We start from the raw sequence: 19,495 nt of genomic DNA, 5'->3' as shown, positions 1-19,495 counted from the left end.
GAGGATGCTCGCATTGAGTGCCCAAAATACCTTGCCCCCAGCAGGCGTTGATCCCGAAGTTGCCCAACACGAAGAAAAACGTTGGACTCCTTTGCGGATCGCCGTCTGGATCGCTATCGCACTGGTCGGTGGCATCGCCTGGTCAATCCTCGCGTTTTCGCGCGGGGAAACCATCAACGCAATCTGGTTTGTTTTTGCAGCCGTTGCTACCTATTTGATCGCTTACCGTTTTTATTCGAAATTCATCGAGCGCAAGATTACAAAGCCTGATGACTTCCGTGCGACCCCCGCGGAGACCGTAAACAACGGTCGTGACTTTGTGCCAACCGACCGCCGAGTGCTCTTTGGTCACCACTTTGCGGCTATCGCTGGTGCTGGACCACTGGTCGGCCCGATCTTGGCAGCCCAAATGGGCTACCTGCCAGGCACCATCTGGATCATTGTTGGTGTGGTGCTCGCCGGTGCGGTGCAGGACTACCTGGTGATGTTCTTCTCGATGCGTCGCGGTGGACGTTCGCTGGGTCAGATGGCCCGCGAAGAGCTTGGACTAGTTGGTGGCACGGCGGCCTTGATTGCCACCTTGACCATCATGATCATCATTACCGCCATCTTGGCGCTGGTTGTGGTTAATGCACTAGGCGAATCGGCATGGGGCGTTTACTCTGTGGGCCTGACCATCCCGATTGCCTTGTTCATGGGTATTTACCTGCGCTTCATCCGCCCGGGCAAGGTTTTGGAAATCTCCGTCATCGGCTTTGCGCTGTTGATGTTCGCAATCGTCTCCGGTCGCTGGATTGCTGAATCGCCGTGGGGTGCTGAATTCTTCCACTTGGATCGCACCACCATTGCTTGGGCCATCATCATCTACGGTATTATCGCCGCAGTGCTGCCCGTATGGTTGCTGTTGGCTCCACGCGACTACCTCTCCACCTTCATGAAAATCGGTGTGATTGGTCTGCTGGCTCTGGCCATCATCATTGTTCGCCCTGAAATCTCCGTTCCAGCATTTTCCGAGTACGCCGGACGCGCCGACGGACCGGTGGTTAGCGGACACATCTTCCCATTCCTGTTTGTCACCATCGCCTGTGGTGCTTTGTCTGGCTTCCACGCGTTGATCGCCTCGGGAACCACCCCGAAGCTCGTCGAGAAGGAGAAGCAGACCCGCTTCTTGGGCTACGGTGGCATGCTCATGGAATCCATGGTTGCCATCATGGCTCTGGTCGCTGCGATCTCGATTGACCGTGGTGTGTACTTCGCGATGAACTCGTCGGTGGCTGCCACCGGTGGGACCGTGGAAACCGCGGTAGCTTTTGTGAACTCGCTGGGGCTATCCGGCGTCAACCTGCAGCCCAATACGCTGACCGAACTGGCCACCAACGTCGGTGAAACCAACGTGGTTTCGCGTACCGGTGGCGCTCCAACCTTGGCAGTGGGCATTGCGCACATCATGCATCAGTGGTTCGGCGGCACCGCGATGATGGGCTTCTGGTATCACTTCGCAATCATGTTTGAAGCACTGTTCATCCTCACCGCGGTGGATGCTGGTACCCGTGTAGCGCGCTTCATGCTGCAGGACACCATCGGTAACTTCTTCCCTAAGTTCAAGAACACCTCATGGCGTCCCGGGGTGTGGATCTGCACGCTAATCATGGTGGCCGGCTGGGGATACATCCTTATCCTCGGCGTGACCGATCCGCTGGGCGGCATCAATACCTTCTTCCCACTGTTCGGTATCGCTAACCAGCTCCTAGCCGCCATTGCCTTGGCAGTGGTTATGGCGATCATCGCCAAGCAGAACAACTTTAAGTACCTATGGGTGGTTGCTGTTCCGTTGGTCTTCACCGTCGCAGTCACCTTCGTTGCGAGCTGGCAGAAGATCTTCTCGACCAACACCAAGGTGGGCTACTTCGCGAACCACAACGCCTACAAAGAGGCGCTGGCCAACGGCGAAACCTCGCTGGGAACGGCCAAGACTGTTGAAGCCATGGAAGCAGTGGTACGCAACACCGGAGTTCAGGGATGGCTTTCGGTATTGTTCTTGCTGCTCACTGCGATTGTGATCGTTTCTGCGATTCTTACCACCATCAAGGCAAAGCGCAACGGAGGCGGAAACAATACCGAAGATCGCGCTGTGCCATCGAAGATGTACGCACCAGCTGGTCTGATTTCTTCACCTGCTGAGAAGGAACTGGAGAAGGCTTGGAAGCAAGTTCCGGCCGAAGCTCAAATTCAGCGCGGCGGACACTAGTCGTGGCCTCGTTATTGGAGCGATTGGGACAGGCCAAAAGATTTGTTGATGGGGTTCTTGGTGCCGATAAGTATCAGCACTACCTGGAGCACCACCAACGTAATCATCCTGATCAGCAACCAATGAACGAGCGTGAGTTCTGGAAGGACTACACCGACTGGCAAGAAAAAAACCCTGAAGGGCGTTGCTGCTAGGTGCACTGCGTGTCGGCCTCGATCTATCTGCATTGGCGGATGGATCGAGGCCGGTTTCGTTTTATGTCGTTTTCACAAGCTTGCTGGTGCTCCGCTCCCGGTAGGCTAGAAGCGTTGATCTTTGTTCATCTCTGGTAGAGAAGTGTCATGGCGTTCTTTTCACGACTTCGCGCGCAGCGCGCAGCCACTCGCGAACTTGGCGAGGGCGTCTGGCGTCGCGCCCACGACCGGTTCCAGCGTTCATTGGATCGGGTCTTCCAAGTGATCGAGGGAATTGCAGATGACCAGGTGTATAACCAGCTGGTGAAAGAGGCCAATGAGATGGCCGACCTGTTGCCAACGGTTCGTCAGATCTGTTCTACCGCTCAGCGAATCACGCCGAGCGACGACGAGCAGATCCCGCAAGCCACCGCAGGCGTTCACCGCAGTCTCACCAAGTCGGCCAACGATTTGGCCACCACCGCACAGGTCATTGCGATGATGAGAATGCAGGCCGAAGCCGGAGGGCAAATTGATATCAACTCGGTGCAACACCGTGCACGGTTGGTTAAGGAAGATGTCAGCCGAGCGGCCCAAATGTTCGCTAATAATGAATAATTGAGAATTACCGATCAGTTCAGCGGTGATCCTAGAATTTGGGTCGATTCGTGAACTAAGTTGGTTTCATGACCCAATCAATACCATCAAGTAAGTTCCTCGACGGAAACACCATCGATCAGCTGGGCTTCGGCGTTTGGCAGGTTGCAGACGAGGAAGCAGAAGTTGCTGTCGGCAAGGCGCTGAAAGCTGGATACCGTCACATCGACACCGCGAAGATCTACGGAAACGAAGCCGGCGTAGGCCGTGCCGTTGCCGCTAGCTCAATTGCTCGTGAAGAACTTTTCATCACCACCAAGGTCTGGAACGCAGATCAGGGATATGACAAGACCATCGCTGCAGCAGACGCATCGCTGGAACGTCTTGGCTTGGAATATGTAGACCTGTACCTGATTCACTGGTTGCAGCCCAAGCGTGGCACCTACGTGGATACTTGGAAGGCACTGATCCAGCTTCAGAAGGACGGCAAGGCCAAGTCCATTGGTGTTTGCAACTTCACCAAGGAAGCACTTGAAGAGCTGTACACCGAAACCGGTGTTCGCCCAGTGATCAACCAGGTTGAAACCCACCCATACTTCCCGCAGGCAGAACTTCGCGCCTACGAAGCAGAGCATGGCATCCTGCACCAGGCGTGGTCCCCGCTGGGCCAGGGCGGAGACCTGCTCAAGGAACCACTGCTTGCCGAGATCGCTAAAAAGCACGAAGCAACGGTGGCGCAGGTAGTCATCGCTTGGCACTTGGCATTGGGTAACGTGGTGATCCCTAAGTCGGTGACTGACTCACGCATCGTGGAGAACTTCGAATCTTTGAACGTGAAGCTTGACGCTGAAGATATCGAAGCAATTGCTACCTTGGACCGAGGTGCAGAAGGTCGTATTGCAGCCGATCCAGCAACCGCTGACTTCGAGTAAAGCTCAGTCCTAAGTAACTATGTGGTCCTTGGCTTCATCTGAAGCCAAGGACCACATTTACACCATCGCTCAAACCAGCGCTCATGAGGAGAAAACACCATGCATAAGCTCATCGTTCTATATCCCGAGCCGGTAGATCGCGCCGCGTTCATCGAGTACTACGAGTCGACTCACCTGCCACTAGCTACGAAGCTTCCGGAGTTGCGTTCATGGCGTTACACAACGAATGTTTCGCCAGATGCCAAGGGAAACCCTGCCCCGTACTTCGCTGTTTTTGAGGCCGAGTTTAACGATGTAGATGACTTCCGAGCAGCTATGAGTTCTCCTGAAGGTCAGGCTGTTGCCGCAGACGTTCCCAACTACGCAACCGGTGGAGCGATTACGCTCGACTACACTGTTTCTGGCGGTAGCAACGTCTGAGATTGACGTCTTTTAGAAAGCGAAAAACCCGGAATCGTGCACCGCACGATTCCGGGTTTTTCGTCACATGAGCCCCCTGCCGGATTTGAACCGGCGACCTGCTCTTTACGAGGGAGCTGCTCTACCCCTGAGCTAAGGAGGCCTGTACCTGCAAACAGGCACCACGTCACTTTATCCGAGGAATTGTCTGATCGTCAAAACGAGAATGACACGAACATGCCCAATCAGCACTGAGAATTTGCTGCTGGACCCTTCCCATCGATGAGGTAGCCATCAACGGCGTCAGTAATGCAGTCGTTGGACCGACCGTAGGCGGTGTGACCATGACCTTCGTAGGTCAACAACGTAGCATTATCTAGCTGCTTGGCCAACGACTGCGACCACTTATACGGGGTTGCCGGGTCTCCGGTGGTACCAACGACCAGAATCTCATTTGAACCCGGAGCATTCAGCTCTTCAGCATGTCCCGAGGCCTTGTGATCCCACACGTCGCATGCGATTTCACCGTAAGAAAGGTACTTGCCAAGCGTGGGGGCCACGCGCATCAGCTCGGTGGCTTCCTCGCTCATGGCATCGCTATTGGCGTTCATCGGACGGTCCAAGCAATTGATGGCGGTAAAAGCGTCTGAAGAATTTGACGAGTAAGTTCCGTCGATTTGGCGGTCAGCAGCTATATCGGCGAAGCCCAGAATGCTATCAACGTTGCCGTCATTAACAGCCGAAGCCATCGCCTCGGTCAGGTATGGCCAATTTGAATTGTCATAGAGCGGCAAGATGAAACCGTTAACAAAATCGATGATTGGAACGGTGCGGCCATCGCTGGAGACCATAGGCTGGTTTTCCACCTGAGCGAAGAACTGCTGTAGTTGAACCTTCGCCTCGGCGACGCTTCCACTGAACGGGCAATCCTCCGACTCAACACACTGGGCAAGCCATGCGTCGATCTCGTTTTCAAATCCAACAGCTTGTGCCTTGGTCAGATCAGATGCCTGGCTGGTTGGGTCCATGGCGCCGTCGAGCACAAAGCGTCCAACCTTCTTAGGGAAGAGATCCGCATAGGTTGAGCCCAAGAACGTCCCGTAGGAGAACCCTAGGTAGTCCAGCTGCTTATCACCCAGTGCTGCTCGGATGACGTCCATGTCTTTAGCCGCCGAAACGGTGTCAACATGTCCCAAGAGATCGCCGGTGTTGGCCGTGCAGTCCGCCGCGTAGTCATCGGTTTCTTCGATGATTTGGGTTTGATCCTCGGGCAACCAAGCACGCAAGTTCTCTTGGCGGCCCTGATCAATTTCGGCATCGGTTTGGCAGGTCACCGGGGAGCTCTTACCCACACCACGTGGATCAAATCCGATGATGTTGTAAGCGGCCTGCAGATCCTCACTGAACATGGACTGGACCGAGGATTCGACCATGTCCAGGCCCGAGCCACCAGGGCCACCTGGGTTAATCAGCAAATTCGCCGAGGCGTTTTCTGCGGCGCGACGGTTCAACGAAAGCTCGATGCTCTCACCCGAGGGGTCGGAGTAATCCAGTGGAACTTTGAGCGTTGCACATTCAAGTACATCTCCGCAGTCTTTCCAGTCGAGCTTCTGGGAGTAGTAGGTTTCCAGCCCCTTGGGGGCCGCTGCGCTACTTGCGCTCGGTGCTGCGTTGGTTCCATCGGCTTCTGGAACGGATGATCCGGCTGAGCAGCTGGTTAGACCGATCAGGGCGAGAACGGACCCCACGGCTGCTAACTGCATTTTGAGCGAGCGTACAGGCACTTTAAGTGTCTCCTTGAGTGGGGTTAGCGGCGGCCCGGCTGCGGTAGCAACCGGGTCATCAAGGCTTCAAGTGCCATGAGTTGATTAACGTTGGCAGCCAGACGGCTACGCGTCTGATTGATCGCGTCGAGCTGTGCTAATGATTTCTCGGTGTTTTGTCCGCGAGCGTAGTTTTCAAGTTTTTCGCGAAGATGTTCGTTGATCAACTCAATACCGGTGCCAAGCTGAATGCTCAATACGTCACGGAAAAACGTAGTTAAGTCGGTCAACGTTCGGTCCAGCGCATCAAAACTGGCACGTCGAGCAAAGCGCTTAGCGTCCTCTTCCAAGGACTTAAACTGGCTACGCAACCCTGGGGGAATGGTCTCTTCAGGACCAATTCCGTTGGCGTGACGAAGCTGTTCAGTTTTGCGTTGCAGATCGGTGCCGGTGATATTTTCGGCACGCTCAGTAGCAAGCTTGGAGATTTCCGCGGCAGCGGCCATTGCCTGAGGCAGGGTGGTGGTGTGCAACGGTAGGGTGACTACCTTTTCGCGCTGGATGCGGGCCTGCTCGTCCCGAGCCAACAACCGGGCAACACCAATATGCGACTGCGAAACCCTGGCGGCAAACATGGCTTGTTGTTCATCGAGCCCATCGCGGCGCACCAAAAGATCCGCCACATCTTGGGTTGAAGGAACGGAAAGGTTCACCGCACGGCAACGCGACCTGATGGTCACCAGTACGTCAGCCGGGGACGGAGCGCAGAGGATCCAGATCATCCGTGCTGGAGGTTCTTCGATGGCCTTAAGCAGGACGTTGGTGCTTCGTTCAGACATACGATCGGCATCTTCGATGATGATGATTCGCCAGCGTCCGGTGCTAGTGCTTTCCTGCGCCCGGGTGATCAGGTGACGGACATCGGCGATCTGATACTCGAACTTGTCCGTAGAAATAAAGGACACGTCCGGGTGTCCCGAAGACTGCACTAGTTTGCAGCTTTCGCACTCACCACAACCAGCAGGGCTGTTCGTGCACTGCAGCGCAGCGGCAAAGGCGCGAGCGGCGGTGGTACGGCCTGACCCGGGAGGGCCAGTGACTAGCCAAGCGTGGGTGGGATTACCTCGGTCAACTTCGGCGGTAAGGGTCTGAATAACCCGCTGCTGCCCGGCGAGATCTGCAAATACCGGCCGACTCACAACAGGCTCGCTAAGTACGTGGTGATAGCAAGGTGCAGCTCTTCGACGGTACCGGTGGCATCTAGTACCAGGTAACGATCTGGTTCGCGAGCAGCCAAGTCCAAGAAGGCGTTGCGGATGCGTTCGTGGAAGTCGTCGGGCTCAGCTTCCAGACGGTCCGCGGCCTCCACACCACCACCGGCAGCGACCCGTCGAGCACGACCGTCAGCGGCAGAAATATCCAAAATGATCGTCACATCGGGCTTAAGCCCGTTGGTAGCAAAGTCATTAATCTGGGCCACGGCCTCAAAGCCAAGAGCTCGGCCCATTCCCTGATAAGCCAAGGAAGAATCAACAAAACGGTCGCAAATAACGTGGCTGCCGGCAGTTAGCGCCGGGGTGATCAGCTGTTGTACGTGGGCGGCACGGGCCGCCGAATAAATCAGTGCCTCGGTGCGAGAATCGATCTCACCGTGGCCATGTTCGAGTACCAAAGAGCGCAGTGACTCGCTAATTTGGGTTCCACCTGGCTCACGAGTGGTGATGACCTTTGACCCGCGGGCTTCAAGCCATTGCTGGGCCATGGCCACCTGCGTGGACTTGCCCGCTCCGTCGCCACCTTCAAATACGATGAACAGCCCAGGGGTCGGCGCGCTCGATTTGTTACTCACCCCTCTAGCCTATCCAAGGTCGAGCCAATCATTGACATGCGCCCACATGCTGTGGACGGTAAATCTCGAAATGTAATGAAACCGATCCGTGGACGTGCCTGTGCTGAGCGTAAAGTTTTTCTCATGAACTTCAGCAGCACGCCATCAGCATCCCGCCCAGCGTGGGACCCAAAGACCCTCATCGTTGCAGGTGGCCGACCGGCTCACGCCGTTGACGCCCCGGTGAATTACCCGGTGACTTTCACCTCCACGTATCACTCCCAGGGTCTGGCTGCTGCTGACGAACGTGTCTACGCACGATTCTCCAACCCGAGCTGGGATCCCTTTGAAGAAGTATTGGGTCAGCTGGAAGCTGCCGCGCGACCGGCTCTGGTTTTCTCTTCGGGTATGGCCGCGATCGCTGCCGCCTTGAACTTGGTTCCAGCCGGGGGAGTGCTGGTTATGCCAAAGCACTCCTATAACGGTTCGCTGGCGTTAACCTCCGAGCTGGAGGCCGCTGGTCGTTTGATCGTCCGCCCGGTAGACATCGCCGATACCGACGAGGTCATCGCCGCGCTGGAAGGCGCGCACGTGCTCTGGGTTGAATCGCCGACCAACCCTATGCTTGAAGTTGCAGACCTCCCGGTACTTCTTGCAGAAACCAAGGCGCGCGAAATCTTGTCCATCGTGGACAATACTTTTGCCACCCCACTGTTGCAGCAGCCATTGACCCAAGGGGCCGATGTAGTAGTCCACTCGGTGACCAAGTACCTCTCGGGCCACTCCGATGTCATCATGGGTGCGGTAGTCACCAGTGATGAAAAGCTGCACAACACCGTGCACGGTTACCGAACCCTGCACGGGTCTATCGCTTCACCGATGGATACCTTCTTAGCCTTGCGTGGTGTGCGCACCATGGCGGTGCGTCTGGATCGTTCACAGAGTAACAGCCAGATCCTTGCCGAACGTTTGAGCGAACACCCCAACGTTCAAGCCGTGCGTTACCCGGGACTTAAACAAGACCCGGGGCACCAACGCGCAGCAAAACTTATGAGTGGCTTTGGTGCGGTCATCGCCTTCCAAGTCGGTGGCAGCGCTGACGGCGCCGACAAGGTCATCGGTGCATTTAAGCTGATCACCGGCGCAACATCGCTGGGCGGGGTGGAGACCCTGGCTGAACGTCGGGCCCGGCATGCCTCAGAACCGGTGAGTGTTCCAGAAAACCTGATCCGACTTTCGGTGGGTATCGAAGATGTTGAGGACCTCTGGGCTGATCTTTCGCAGGCGCTGGAACAGCTCTGAGGTGTGGCAGTGCCCAAAATCGACAAAGGCCAAAGGTAGAGTGAAGGTATGTCAATGATGTTTGTCGCTCAAAGCATTGAGCAGTACCTGATGTTGGCCCTGAGCGTAGTTATTTTAGTCCTTGCGCTGTGGGCGCTCATCGATTGCCTACGCCAAGGTACACAGCGCTTTGCCCAAGAAGGCAAACGAACCAAGGGCTTCTGGACCGGGCTGACCATCGCCAGCGTCGTAGTTTCCTTGCTTGGCGTTTTCAGCGCTGGCGGAATCGGTTTCCTTCAGCTCATCGGTGCCTGCATTGCGTGTGTTTACCTTGCCGATGTAAAGCCTGCCGTGAGTGGCAAAGGCGGCGGCTGGTACAACTACTAGAGCCAGCTGAGTAACCAAAGATTTTTGAAGACCCGTACCCCGTCAAAACGGTGGTGCGGGTCTTCTCAATTATTGAGTAGTCCTTAACCTTGGCGCATCCGGGTACCAGCATTGGCTAGGATAGATTGTATGAGTCACACTTTGATCTTGCTTCGCCACGGGCAGAGCGAATGGAACGAAAAGAATCTATTCACCGGTTGGTACGACGTATCACTGACCGAACAGGGCCGCGCTGAAGCTTCGCGCGGTGGCGAACTACTTGCAGAAGCAGGGTACAAGCCAGAGGTACTGCATACCTCGTTGCTCACCCGCGCAATTGTCACCGCTAACCTCGCGTTGGAAGCTGCTGGCCGTTCCTGGATTCCAGTGAACCGCGACTGGCGCCTGAACGAGCGTCACTACGGTGCGCTGCAGGGTAAGGACAAGGCTCAGACCTTGGCAGAATACGGTGAAGAGCAGTTCATGGAATGGCGTCGTAGCTACGACACCCCACCACCAGTACTTGATGATTCCTCGGAATTCAGCCAGATCAACGATGAGCGTTATGCCGATCTGGGCGATAACGCTCCGCGGACCGAATGCCTCAAGGATGTTCTTGACCGCATGCTTCCTTACTGGGAAGAAAACATCAAGGCTGATCTGAGCGCTGGCAAGACCGTTATGGTCACCGCGCACGGCAACTCGCTGCGCGCGCTGGTTAAGCACTTGGACGGCATTAGCGATGCGGATATCGCTGGGCTGAACATCCCAACCGGTATCCCATTGGTTTATGAGTTGGACGACAACTTCAAGCCGGTCACCGCTGGCGGAACCTACCTCGATCCTGCAGCAGCAGCTGACGCCATCAAGGCAGTCGCGAACCAGGGTCGCAAGTAAAACGCACTTTTCGGCGGCACCGAAACTCAAGGGCTTAGGCTTTTGAACTTCGGTGCCGCCGTTCTGACTTTAAGTCGGCAAGAGGTGCGGAACAACGGCTGTGAGCGAAACAACTGCACACGATTGTATTTTTGGCATTAGTATGCTGTAATCTCCTATTTCGAATAGGCTCAATGGCTCACGTTAGGAATGCAATTCGTGGCAACTGATTACGATGAAGTCCGCCCAGACGTTGCTGAGGCACGTAAGGCTTCTCTGGATGCGGTTAAGTCCGCAAACGCACCGGACGCAAAGTCCGTGGTGCGCGAGCTCGACGAAGCCGATCACACTGATGGAATGGATCTGCCAGGTGCAGATTTGTCCAACGAGGAATTGACGGTCACCGTCATTCCACAGAAAGAGGACGAGTTCATTTGTGGCTCGTGCTTCTTAATTCGCCACCGCTCCCAGCTGGTACGCGAAGAAGGCAACGTAGGTTTCTGCGTAGAGTGCGAAGGCTAAAAGCCGCTCTACGCTGGCGCTAATAATGCGCCGGAATGCTAAAGGCAGCCCACCAATTGGTGGGCTGCCTTCGCTTTTAGGCAAATACGCTGTTTAGGCGTCGGACGGATCCCATTCGCCGGTCACCAGGTAGGTGACCTTGCGGGCCACGGAGACACCATGATCGCCGAAGCGCTCTAGATAGCGACTGGTCAACGAAACATCCACGGTGGTTGGTGCGGTGGCGTCCCAATCATCGGCAGCAATCTGCGTGAAGACGCTGGAGTGCAAACGGTCCACCTCATGGTTCAGCTCAATAATCTTGGCCGCAATGGCCAAATCACGAGTATCAAGAAGCGTGGCAACTTCCTTGGCGATCTGAATATCAATCGCAGCCATCTGAGCAAAGGTTGCAGAAATCTTCTCTGGGATCGCTGGCTGTGGGAAGCGCAAGCGGGCTAGCTGAGCCAAGTGGCGTGCGAGGTCACCCATGCGCTCAAGCGAAGCGCTCATTCGCAGCGAGCCGACGATCATGCGTAGATCGCTGGCTACCGGTCCCTGAAGTGCGAGGGTATCGATGGCACGTTCATCTAGTTGGTTCTGGAGGAAATCAATTTTCGCGTCAGCCGCGATGACTTCCTGGGCTAGATCCACATCGGCATTGGCCAACGAATCCCATGCGTGATCCATAGCGGTAGCGACCTGATTGGCCATCTCAATGAGTTCTTCGCCGATTTGTTGTAGATCTGCCTGAAAAACCTTGCGCATAGCAGTTCCTTTCGAGTGTCGGTCCCATGCCAATCGGTGGCCTGCATGCACGGGCCAACCGCCCCAAAACAGATTTATGGCATGGTGGAGGGTCTTACTCCACCCTGTCAGCAGGTGATTAACGAATATGCCACTAAACGTGAACGTTTGGTGAACAGCGCGCCGATTTGGCCAAAATTGCGTCATTTAGGCGGGAAGGAACCCATAGGTGAAGTTAGGCTAAAAGGGTGAACGATGTGATCTCGACTCTGATAGCCGGTGCCCTCGGTCTTGCCCTAGGAATCGTTGGCGTGATCGCTTTTCGAATTTCCCAACGCAGGACCGCTAGGCTGCCGCAGGTTGACGAGCCTGCACTCCCAGAAGGTGCAGCTGCCGTCTTGTCCGTCATTGGTCGCGCCTTCGTGATCTTGGACGACGTAGATGGCGTTGTGCGGGCCAATCCTGCCTCCTACGCCTATGGGCTAGTGCGCGGGCACACCCTCGTGCACAACGAGCTTCTGGCCTTGGTACGCCAGGTGCGTGCAGACGGCGTGATTGCCGAAAGCCAATATGAATTACAACGCTCCACGCTCGGCGCCGGTCAGCTGATCGTCCATGTGCGAGTGGCCCCACTGGGCGATGAATATATTTTGCTGCTGGCCGATGACCGCACCGAAATCACCCGCACTGAAGCCATGCGAAATGACTTCGTGGCTAACGTATCCCACGAACTGAAAACTCCGGTCGGAGCTATTTCCCTGCTTTCCGAAGCAATCTCCGAAGCAGCAGATGATCCGACCGCGGTGCTTCGATTCTCCACTCGGATGCACAAGGAATCACGCAGGCTTGCCGCGCTGGTCCAGGACATCATTGAGCTCTCCCGGCTTCAGGCCAGCGATGCAATTGTGCAGGGCAAGGAAGTGAACATCGACAGTGTGGTGGCCGAGGCCGTGGACCGCAGCCACCTATTGGCCGAAGAGAAGGGCATCGACATTACCGTCGGTGGCCATCTGAGCGAACCAATTCTCGGCGACCCGGACCTGCTGATGACCGCGGTGCGCAACCTGATCGACAACGCGATTCGCTACTCGCCAGAAAACACCAAAGTGGGCGTTGGTATCCGCCAGCGTGATGGCTACGCGCAGATCTCGGTCACCGACCAAGGCCCAGGCATTTCGGCCGAGGAACAAGAGCGAGTCTTCGAGCGCTTCTACCGCGTCGACTCGGCCCGCTCACGACAAACCGGCGGTACCGGCCTGGGGCTGAGTATCGTCAAGCACGTGCTGGCCAACCATGGCGGCGAAGTATCGCTGTGGTCGCAGCCCGGCCATGGCTCCACATTTACCCTTAGACTTCCCCTAGCGGATGAAGAACCGGCCAGATCTAATGCTCTTGCCGATGAGATGATGAAGGAACAAGCGGTCGAGGCTCGAACCTCAGACCGCAAAGGAGGACGACGATGACCCGCATATTGATCGTAGAGGATGAGGAATCGCTCTCTGACCCGCTGTCTTTCCTCTTGGAACGCGAAGGATTCGAAGTACGAATCGCTGATGACGGACTGGTCGCCGTCACTGAATTTGAACGCCACGGCGCCGATCTGGTGCTGCTGGATTTGATGTTGCCGGGCCAACCGGGCACCGAGGTGATTCGCCAGATTCGCCTGAACTCTCAGGTTCCGGTCATCATGCTCACCGCCAAGGATTCGGAAATCGACAAGGTGGTTGGCCTGGAGCTCGGCGCCGATGACTATGTCACCAAGCCATACTCATCGCGAGAATTACTCGCACGCATCCGTGCGGTACTTCGCCGTCAGGGCGAGGCCGAAGAACTGATCAGCAATGTGGTGACCGCTGGACCGGTGCGCATGGATGTGGAACGGCACATGGTCTCGGTGGATAACACCGAGGTATCGATGCCGCTCAAGGAATTTGAATTGCTAGAAATGCTCCTGCGCAATGCCGGGCGCGTGCTTACCCGTGGCCAGCTGATCGACCGCGTGTGGGGTAGCGACTACGTGGGGGATACCAAGACGTTGGATGTCCACGTGAAGCGTCTTCGTTCAAAGATCGAGCCAGATCCTGCCACGCCAGAGCATCTGGTGACGGTGCGAGGTTTGGGCTACAAGTTCGTGGTCTAGCACTGCTCACCCCGCGCGTAACCGCTTAAAGCGAAAGGGCCTCGGGAAAGAATCCATAGATTCTTTCCCGAGGCCCTTTATCGTTGGTGTTTAGTGCTCCGAGGTCGCGTGGCTCTCGGTTGCCTTCAGGTGTTCGGTTACCTTTGCATCGGAACCGCCTGGTACGAAGTCACGGTATTCGGCAAGGGTGCCGTCTACGACTGGGACGCTGAAGTCCACGGTGTCTCCGTTGGAAGTGAAGGTAGTCTCGGCATGTTCGCCGGCTTTGACACCAAGGCCAGAAATGACCTTCTGGTTAGCGTCATCTTCTAGCTTCAGGGACTTGTCGGTTGGAACCGAGATGGTCACTGGCGTAGCGCTAGCGGCTTTGACGGACAAGGTCAGAGCAGAATCGCTGTCGTTGACCACGGTGCCGATCAAGCGGGCCTTGCTGCCATCGCTGTTGGTAACGAACATCAGGTTACGAACCTGTGCTTTGGCGACGTCGACATTGATGCCATCGCTGGCAGCGTAGTCGGTGTTGGTGGCCTGCTCGTTGATGGCGCCACAGCTGGTGACACCGAATGCCAGGGCAGCCACAGCGAGGGACGCGGCAATGCGACGTCCAGCGGTCATGCGTGCGGTGATCACGACACTAACTCCTCGGTGAGAATAATGAGTTGCTTCGGTTCATGGTCTACCGAATCGACTCCACCTAGGGTGAGGAGCAACTCGCGAAAAAGACCACGATTACCTCTAAGCCTAGCTGTTTTTCACACAAAGACGCGATTTAGCGACGTGCAACACACGCTTTTCGACAAGAAGTAGAGAACCAAGTTTGGGATAAGAGGTTTGGAACTTCGATCGCCGTACTCTCTTCCTACCATGTTTCTCTTGCGAATGGAAGAGGTGATTCCCCGTGAATTCGCGGTTATATCGGGCACAAACGCAAGTTCGTCGAGAGCAAACATGTTAGACTAGTCAATGGGAAAGGGGTTTATCCACATGGTTTTTGAGGTTGGCGAGACTGTTGTCTACCCGCATCACGGCGCGGCAATGATCGAAGAGATCAAAATGCGCAAGATCAAGGGCGAAGAGAAAATGTATCTCAAGCTCAAGGTGGCTCAGGGTGACTTGACCATCGAAGTTCCAGCAGAGAACGTTGATCTTGTTGGCGTACGTGACGTGGTAGGTCAGGAAGGCTTGGACCATGTGTTCGATGTCCTTCGTGCTGAATTTACCGAAGAGCCGACCAACTGGTCGCGCCGCTACAAGGCAAATGTCGAGAAGCTAGCTTCCGGCGATGTCATCAAGGTTGCCGAGGTCGTTCGTGACCTATGGCGTCGAGAAAATGATCGTGGTCTGTCCGCTGGCGAAAAGCGCATGCTGGCTAAGGCTCGTCAGGTATTGATCAGCGAATTGGCTCTGGCCAAGGACCTGGATGAGACCAAGGCTGAAGGCCTGTTGGATGAGGTTTTGGCTTCGGCTTAAACAAAACTCCTACGCGCATCTTGCCGTGAAACGTTTAAACGTTTCACGGCTGTTGCCGTTAAGGCCCCAATGAAGCGCCGATCCACGCGATAAGCTGAGCGGTGTGAAGCAAACACCATCGCATCCTTCGAGCTTGATCTTGGTCGCAGCCGGCATGGGCACACGGCTAGGCGCCGGCATGCCAAAAGCACTGGTTCAAGTAGCCGGCAAATCTTTGGCGGCACATGCCATCGACCGGATCCTGCAAGTGGCGCAGATTAACGAAATCATCGTGGTTACCCCACCAGATGATCAGCGCATGCAATCAGCACTCGCGGGTTATGGAAGCAAACTTCGCACCGTGCCCGGGGGAGCAAGCCGAGCAGACTCGGTGCGCCGCGGCCTTCAACTGGTCAGCGATGAGGCAGCCACCATTCTTGTTCACGATGCCGCCCGAGCCTTCGCGCCGGTGGAACTGTATCAACGTGTGCTTCAAGAGCTGGAAGCGCCCGAGACAAAGGCCGTGATCCCTGCCTTGGCAGTGACCGACACAATCTCTGTTGTTGCCCAACAAGACGGTCATGGCCCCGAATTTATCGAGCAGACTCCCGCACGCTCCACCTTGCGCGCGGTGCAAACGCCCCAGGGATTTGACGCAGAGGTACTGCGCGCAGCTCATGCTCAACTTGATCACTACACCGAAGCCGAGCTGGAGAAAGTCACCGACGACGCTTCGATCGTGCGCGCTTACGGAACAACTGTTCAGGTGGTGGCCGGTGAACAACAGGCCCTGAAAGTAACGCACCCAGAAGATCTAGAAGTGGTCAGCAAACTGGTTACGCCAACAACGCCCGCACTTCACATTGCAAGGGAAGCCATGGATCTGCCACGTATCGGAAATGGTATCGATGTCCACGCGGTCAGCGATGACCCGTCCCGACCCATGTGGTTGGCGGGCCTGCACTTCCCAGATGACATTGGGCTCTCCGGTCACTCAGATGGGGACGCGGTAGCCCACGCAGCCTGCGATGCACTGTTCTCGGCAGCGGGAATCGGAGACTTAGGAACCCACTTTGGGGTGGATCGACCGGAATTTGCTGGGGCCAGTGGTGTGAGCCTGATTGCAGAAGCAGCCCGCTTGGTGCGCGAAGCAGGGTTTGAAATTGGCAACATTGCCGTGCAGTTTGTGGGGCGCCGACCACGCTTTGCAGCACGTCGTGAAGAAGCAAGCCAAGTGCTCAGCGCTGCGGTAGGAGCCCCGGTCAGCGTCATTGCAACCACCAGCGACGGCCTGGGTTACGAGGGTGAAGGCACCGGGTTGACCGCCTACGCCACCGCGCTGGTCTACCCCAGATAGGACGGCGCTGGGTCGGCTTGGTTGACGGGCCATATCACCGAGCGCATCACAAGTGAAATACAAAGGCTGCATCCATCGGATAACCTTAACGACGTGAGCCTGCGATTCTATGACACCAAAACAGCATCTGTACGTGACTTCCAGCCGTTAAACGACGGCGAAGTCAAGCTGTACTACTGTGGCGCCACCGTGCAAGGAATGCCGCACGTGGGCCATGTTCGTAGCGCTATCGTTTTTGATGTTTTGGTCCGCTGGCTTGAATACCGTGGCTTCGCAGTGACCACGGTGCGCAACGTGACCGACATCGACGACAAGATCTTGGAAAAATCGGCGAAGTCTTTTGCCGAGGATTTCCAGGCCGATGAGTACTACCAGCCGCGCGAAGAATGGTTCGCTCTGGCCTACCGCTTTGAACAAGAATTTGCCCGCGCGTACCAAGCGTTGGGTGTTCGTCGACCGACCTATGAGCCACGCGCCACCGGGCACATCACCGAAATGCACGAGTTGATCGCCACGTTGATCGAACGCGGACATGCTTACCCGGCAACCGATGACTCCGGGGACGTCTATTTTAATGTGCGCTCCTTTGCCCCCTACGGTGCGCTGACCCGCCAGAACATCAACGACATGCAGGGGGCTACCGACGCTGACCCACGAGGCAAAAAAGATGCTCGCGACTTTGCCCTGTGGAAGGGCCATAAGGAGTCCGACCCAGCTACCGCATCGTGGCCAAGCCCATGGGGACGCGGTCGTCCCGGTTGGCACCTAGAGTGCTCGGCGATGGCCGGCAAGTACCTCGGTACCGAATTCGACATCCACGGTGGGGGATTGGATCTACGATTCCCGCACCATGAGAACGAGATGGCGCAGTCCAACGCGGCCGGTCACGGTTTTGCGAACTTCTGGATGCACAACGGCATGGTCACCTACGAGGGTGAAAAGATGTCCAAGTCGATCGGCAACACCATCTCGCCCGAAGAAATGCTGGCCCTGGCCGACGCCCGCGTGGTGCGCTACTTCCTTGGGCAAGCACAGTACCGTTCCATGCTGGACTACCGACCGGAGTCGCTGGCTGAAGCGCGGGCCGCGGTGGAACGGATCGATACTTTCATCTCCAATGCACAGTATCGTTTGGGCGCTGGCGCCGATTCGATTCAGGCTACGCAAGTGCCAGCGGCCTTTGGCGCCGCAATGGATGATGACCTCAACGTTCCCATGGCATTAGCCGCACTGCACGAAGCGGTTCGTCAGGGCAACGCATCCCTAGAAGCCCACGACAATGCAGCGACCGAGCAAGCGCTCGGACAGGTGTTGGCCATGACCCAGGTTCTGGGCTTAGACGATGCAGGGAACACCAAAAACTCGCAGGCAAGCGCGGAGCACGAAGCATTGGATCAGTTGATCCAGTCGCAGCTGGCAGAACGTGCGCAGGCTCGCGCGGCCAAGGACTGGTCACGCTCGGATGCTATCCGTGACGCATTGGCCTCCGCTGGCATCATCGTTGCTGACTCAGCAGACGGTGCCCGCTGGACATTAGACAACTAGCCGTTTCAACGGCTGAACCAAAACTCAACTTTAAGGACAAACACCATGAGTAAAAAGGGCCCAACCAAGGGTAGTGGCGGCAAGGGACGCAGTTCCCTAGAGGGTCGCGGCCCAACTCCCAAGGCCGAAGACCGTCCGTACCACAAGGCGTACCGAAGCAAGCAGCTTGCTGAGCGTTCGGCCGCTAAGCGCTCCACGGCCAAGCGCACCGACCGCATCAAGGTCAACGCAGAATTTGTCACCGGTCGAAACTCTGTTGTTGAAGCACTGCGCGCTGGCATCCCGGTCAAGGCACTGCACGTGGCGATCCGCATCGAGGTTGATGACCGCGTGCGCGAATCGCTCAAGCTTGCTGCAGCTCAGGGCATTCCCTTGATGGAAGCTTCAAAGCCAGAGCTTGATCGCATGACCGACGGCGCGATCCACCAGGGCATGGCCCTGCAGATCCCTGCCTACGAGTACAAGGACGCCGTTCAGTTGGCAACCAAAACCATCAAGGATTACGACCGTGGCTACACCACGTCGCAGCCACTGTTGCTGGCCTTGGATGGCATCACCGATCCACGTAACCTCGGTGCGATCGTTCGTTCGGCTTCGGCCTTCGGCGCCGACGGTGTCATCATTCCGGAACGCCGAAGTGTTGGCATGACTGCCTCCGCTTGGAAGACCAGTGCGGGTGCTGCAGTTCGCGTACCAGTAGCTAAGTGCACTAATTTGACCAGCGCACTGAAGGAAATCAAGGCCGCTGGTATCTTCGTGATCGGCCTTGACGCCGGCGGAGATATGGATCTGCCCAACTTCGAGTTAGCCACCGGCCCACTGTGCATCGTTGTTGGTTCTGAGGGCAAGGGTCTTTCACGACTGGTCCGCGAGAACTGCGACGCAATCGTTTCCATCCCGATCGATTCGGCCATGGAGTCGTTGAACGCTTCGATGGCCGTAGGCATCTCGCTTTACGAGGTCTCTCGCTTGCGCAAGGCACAAGCGAAGTAGCCTGCCACGATCCTCAATGGGTTGTCACTTGTCCTGGACAAGTGACAACCCATTTTGTGTAGGGTGACCCGCTTCATAACAACAAATTTCAGTTGTTTTTGAGCAGAGTTCACCTCGGAGAGCTCTAAAAGCGCGAAATGTCGGCGTTTTTGGGTCCTAAATGGGTTGTACTGGCCGATTTTGCGCCGGGTGGGAATCCGTGTAGAGTCTTATCTCGCGCCGCTGATCCGGACGGGCCGAAAAGGTCTGAAAGAAACAGTGGGGTAAACAAGCTGGAAACATCGAGTTGACTTTGGTTAG

20 protein-coding genes and 1 tRNA gene are annotated in these 19,495 nt (G+C 56.3%); 15 read left to right on the top strand and 6 right to left on the bottom strand.

All coding sequences use genetic code 11. From position 1 onward, the window contains the following. Positions 1-4 precede the first annotated feature (4 nt). The 5 genes from EYR88_RS14075 to EYR88_RS14055 all read left to right on the top strand — a co-directional run bounded on the left by EYR88_RS14075 (position 5) and on the right by EYR88_RS14055 (position 4,370). A complete protein-coding gene (locus EYR88_RS14075; protein WP_131090405.1) occupies positions 5-2,248 on the top strand; it encodes a carbon starvation CstA family protein in 2,244 nt (747 codons plus the stop codon). A 2-nt stretch (positions 2,249-2,250) separates the two neighbouring features. Next, positions 2,251-2,442: a YbdD/YjiX family protein gene (locus EYR88_RS14070; RefSeq protein WP_131090404.1), complete on the top strand. Its 192-nt coding sequence runs from the start codon at positions 2,251-2,253 to the stop codon at positions 2,440-2,442. A 147-nt stretch (positions 2,443-2,589) separates the two neighbouring features. Further along, positions 2,590-3,039, top strand: a complete 450-nt coding sequence (locus tag EYR88_RS14065) for a hypothetical protein (protein WP_131090403.1) — start codon at positions 2,590-2,592, stop codon at positions 3,037-3,039. Between the two features lie 68 nt (positions 3,040-3,107). After that, on the top strand, positions 3,108-3,950 hold the full coding sequence (locus EYR88_RS14060) for an aldo/keto reductase (protein ID WP_131090402.1): 843 nt from the start codon (positions 3,108-3,110) through the stop codon (positions 3,948-3,950). Positions 3,951-4,049: 99 nt separating this feature from the next. Beyond that, a complete protein-coding gene (locus EYR88_RS14055; protein WP_131090401.1) occupies positions 4,050-4,370 on the top strand; it encodes an EthD family reductase in 321 nt (106 codons plus the stop codon). 70 nt (positions 4,371-4,440) lie between these two features. Here EYR88_RS14055 and EYR88_RS14050 read toward each other — a convergent pair. The 4 genes from EYR88_RS14050 to tmk form a co-directional block, all read right to left on the bottom strand. Then, a tRNA-Thr gene (locus EYR88_RS14050) sits at positions 4,441-4,512 on the bottom strand. 82 nt (positions 4,513-4,594) lie between these two features. Further along, entirely contained in the window at positions 4,595-6,133 is a 1,539-nt protein-coding gene (locus EYR88_RS14045; protein WP_242632605.1) for an alpha/beta hydrolase, read from the bottom strand. Positions 6,134-6,156: 23 nt separating this feature from the next. Then, the gene (locus EYR88_RS14040) at positions 6,157-7,311 is read right to left on the bottom strand and encodes a DNA polymerase III subunit delta' (protein ID WP_131090400.1); all 1,155 of its coding nucleotides are present in this window, start codon (positions 7,309-7,311) and stop codon (positions 6,157-6,159) included. Continuing rightward, positions 7,308-7,961, bottom strand: coding sequence for a dTMP kinase (tmk, locus tag EYR88_RS14035; RefSeq protein WP_131090399.1), 654 nt, complete (start codon positions 7,959-7,961; stop codon positions 7,308-7,310). The genes EYR88_RS14040 and tmk overlap by 4 nt, the downstream gene beginning before the upstream one ends. Positions 7,962-8,084: 123 nt before the next feature. Between tmk and EYR88_RS14030 the strand changes: the two genes are divergently transcribed. From EYR88_RS14030 to EYR88_RS14015, 4 genes are all read left to right on the top strand, one after another. Further along, positions 8,085-9,242, top strand: coding sequence for an aminotransferase class I/II-fold pyridoxal phosphate-dependent enzyme (locus EYR88_RS14030; protein WP_131090398.1), 1,158 nt, complete (start codon positions 8,085-8,087; stop codon positions 9,240-9,242). 48 nt (positions 9,243-9,290) lie between these two features. Next, the gene (locus EYR88_RS14025; RefSeq protein WP_131090397.1) at positions 9,291-9,608 is read left to right on the top strand and encodes a DUF2516 family protein; all 318 of its coding nucleotides are present in this window, start codon (positions 9,291-9,293) and stop codon (positions 9,606-9,608) included. Positions 9,609-9,737: 129 nt separating this feature from the next. Next, a complete protein-coding gene (locus EYR88_RS14020; RefSeq protein ID WP_131090396.1) occupies positions 9,738-10,484 on the top strand; it encodes a phosphoglyceromutase in 747 nt (248 codons plus the stop codon). Positions 10,485-10,682: 198 nt separating this feature from the next. Beyond that, positions 10,683-10,985 (top strand): DUF4193 domain-containing protein, encoded by a 303-nt coding sequence (locus EYR88_RS14015; protein ID WP_131090395.1) that lies wholly within the window; start codon positions 10,683-10,685, stop codon positions 10,983-10,985. A 93-nt stretch (positions 10,986-11,078) separates the two neighbouring features. On the opposite strand, the gene phoU is transcribed toward EYR88_RS14015, so the two are convergent. Continuing rightward, positions 11,079-11,732, bottom strand: coding sequence for a phosphate signaling complex protein PhoU (gene phoU / locus EYR88_RS14010; RefSeq protein WP_131090394.1), 654 nt, complete (start codon positions 11,730-11,732; stop codon positions 11,079-11,081). Between the two features lie 236 nt (positions 11,733-11,968). On the opposite strand from phoU, the gene EYR88_RS14005 reads away from it, so the two are divergent. Together EYR88_RS14005 and EYR88_RS14000 are read left to right on the top strand one after the other, a co-directional pair. Beyond that, on the top strand, positions 11,969-13,174 hold the full coding sequence (locus tag EYR88_RS14005) for an ATP-binding protein (protein ID WP_131090674.1): 1,206 nt from the start codon (positions 11,969-11,971) through the stop codon (positions 13,172-13,174). Next, positions 13,171-13,851, top strand: a complete 681-nt coding sequence (locus EYR88_RS14000) for a response regulator transcription factor (RefSeq protein ID WP_131090393.1) — start codon at positions 13,171-13,173, stop codon at positions 13,849-13,851. Before EYR88_RS14005 ends, EYR88_RS14000 begins: the two co-directional genes overlap by 4 nt. Before the next feature lie 90 nt (positions 13,852-13,941). Here the strand turns inward: EYR88_RS14000 and EYR88_RS13995 are convergent, their stop codons facing one another. Then, positions 13,942-14,481, bottom strand: coding sequence for a DNA modification methylase (locus EYR88_RS13995; RefSeq protein ID WP_131090392.1), 540 nt, complete (start codon positions 14,479-14,481; stop codon positions 13,942-13,944). Positions 14,482-14,835: 354 nt separating this feature from the next. Here EYR88_RS13995 and EYR88_RS13990 point away from each other — a divergent pair, with 354 nt between their 5' ends. The 4 genes from EYR88_RS13990 to rlmB all read left to right on the top strand — a co-directional run bounded on the left by EYR88_RS13990 (position 14,836) and on the right by rlmB (position 19,195). Further along, complete coding sequence (locus EYR88_RS13990; RefSeq protein ID WP_022877089.1) at positions 14,836-15,321, top strand: CarD family transcriptional regulator; 486 nt, start codon at positions 14,836-14,838, stop codon at positions 15,319-15,321. A 103-nt stretch (positions 15,322-15,424) separates the two neighbouring features. Then, a complete protein-coding gene (ispD, locus tag EYR88_RS13985) occupies positions 15,425-16,657 on the top strand; it encodes a 2-C-methyl-D-erythritol 4-phosphate cytidylyltransferase (RefSeq protein WP_131090391.1) in 1,233 nt (410 codons plus the stop codon). 93 nt (positions 16,658-16,750) lie between these two features. Continuing rightward, positions 16,751-18,202 (top strand): cysteine--tRNA ligase, encoded by a 1,452-nt coding sequence (gene cysS / locus EYR88_RS13980; protein WP_131090390.1) that lies wholly within the window; start codon positions 16,751-16,753, stop codon positions 18,200-18,202. 45 nt (positions 18,203-18,247) lie between these two features. Beyond that, on the top strand, positions 18,248-19,195 hold the full coding sequence (gene rlmB / locus EYR88_RS13975) for a 23S rRNA (guanosine(2251)-2'-O)-methyltransferase RlmB (protein ID WP_131090389.1): 948 nt from the start codon (positions 18,248-18,250) through the stop codon (positions 19,193-19,195). Positions 19,196-19,495 lie beyond the last annotated feature (300 nt).

It is taken from the genome of Arthrobacter sp. S41 (genome assembly GCF_004320535.1).
GTDB lineage: Bacteria > Actinomycetota > Actinomycetes > Actinomycetales > Micrococcaceae > Glutamicibacter.
Note: the sequence above shows the minus strand (reverse complement) of the source record. Positions and strands in the feature narration are given on the sequence as shown.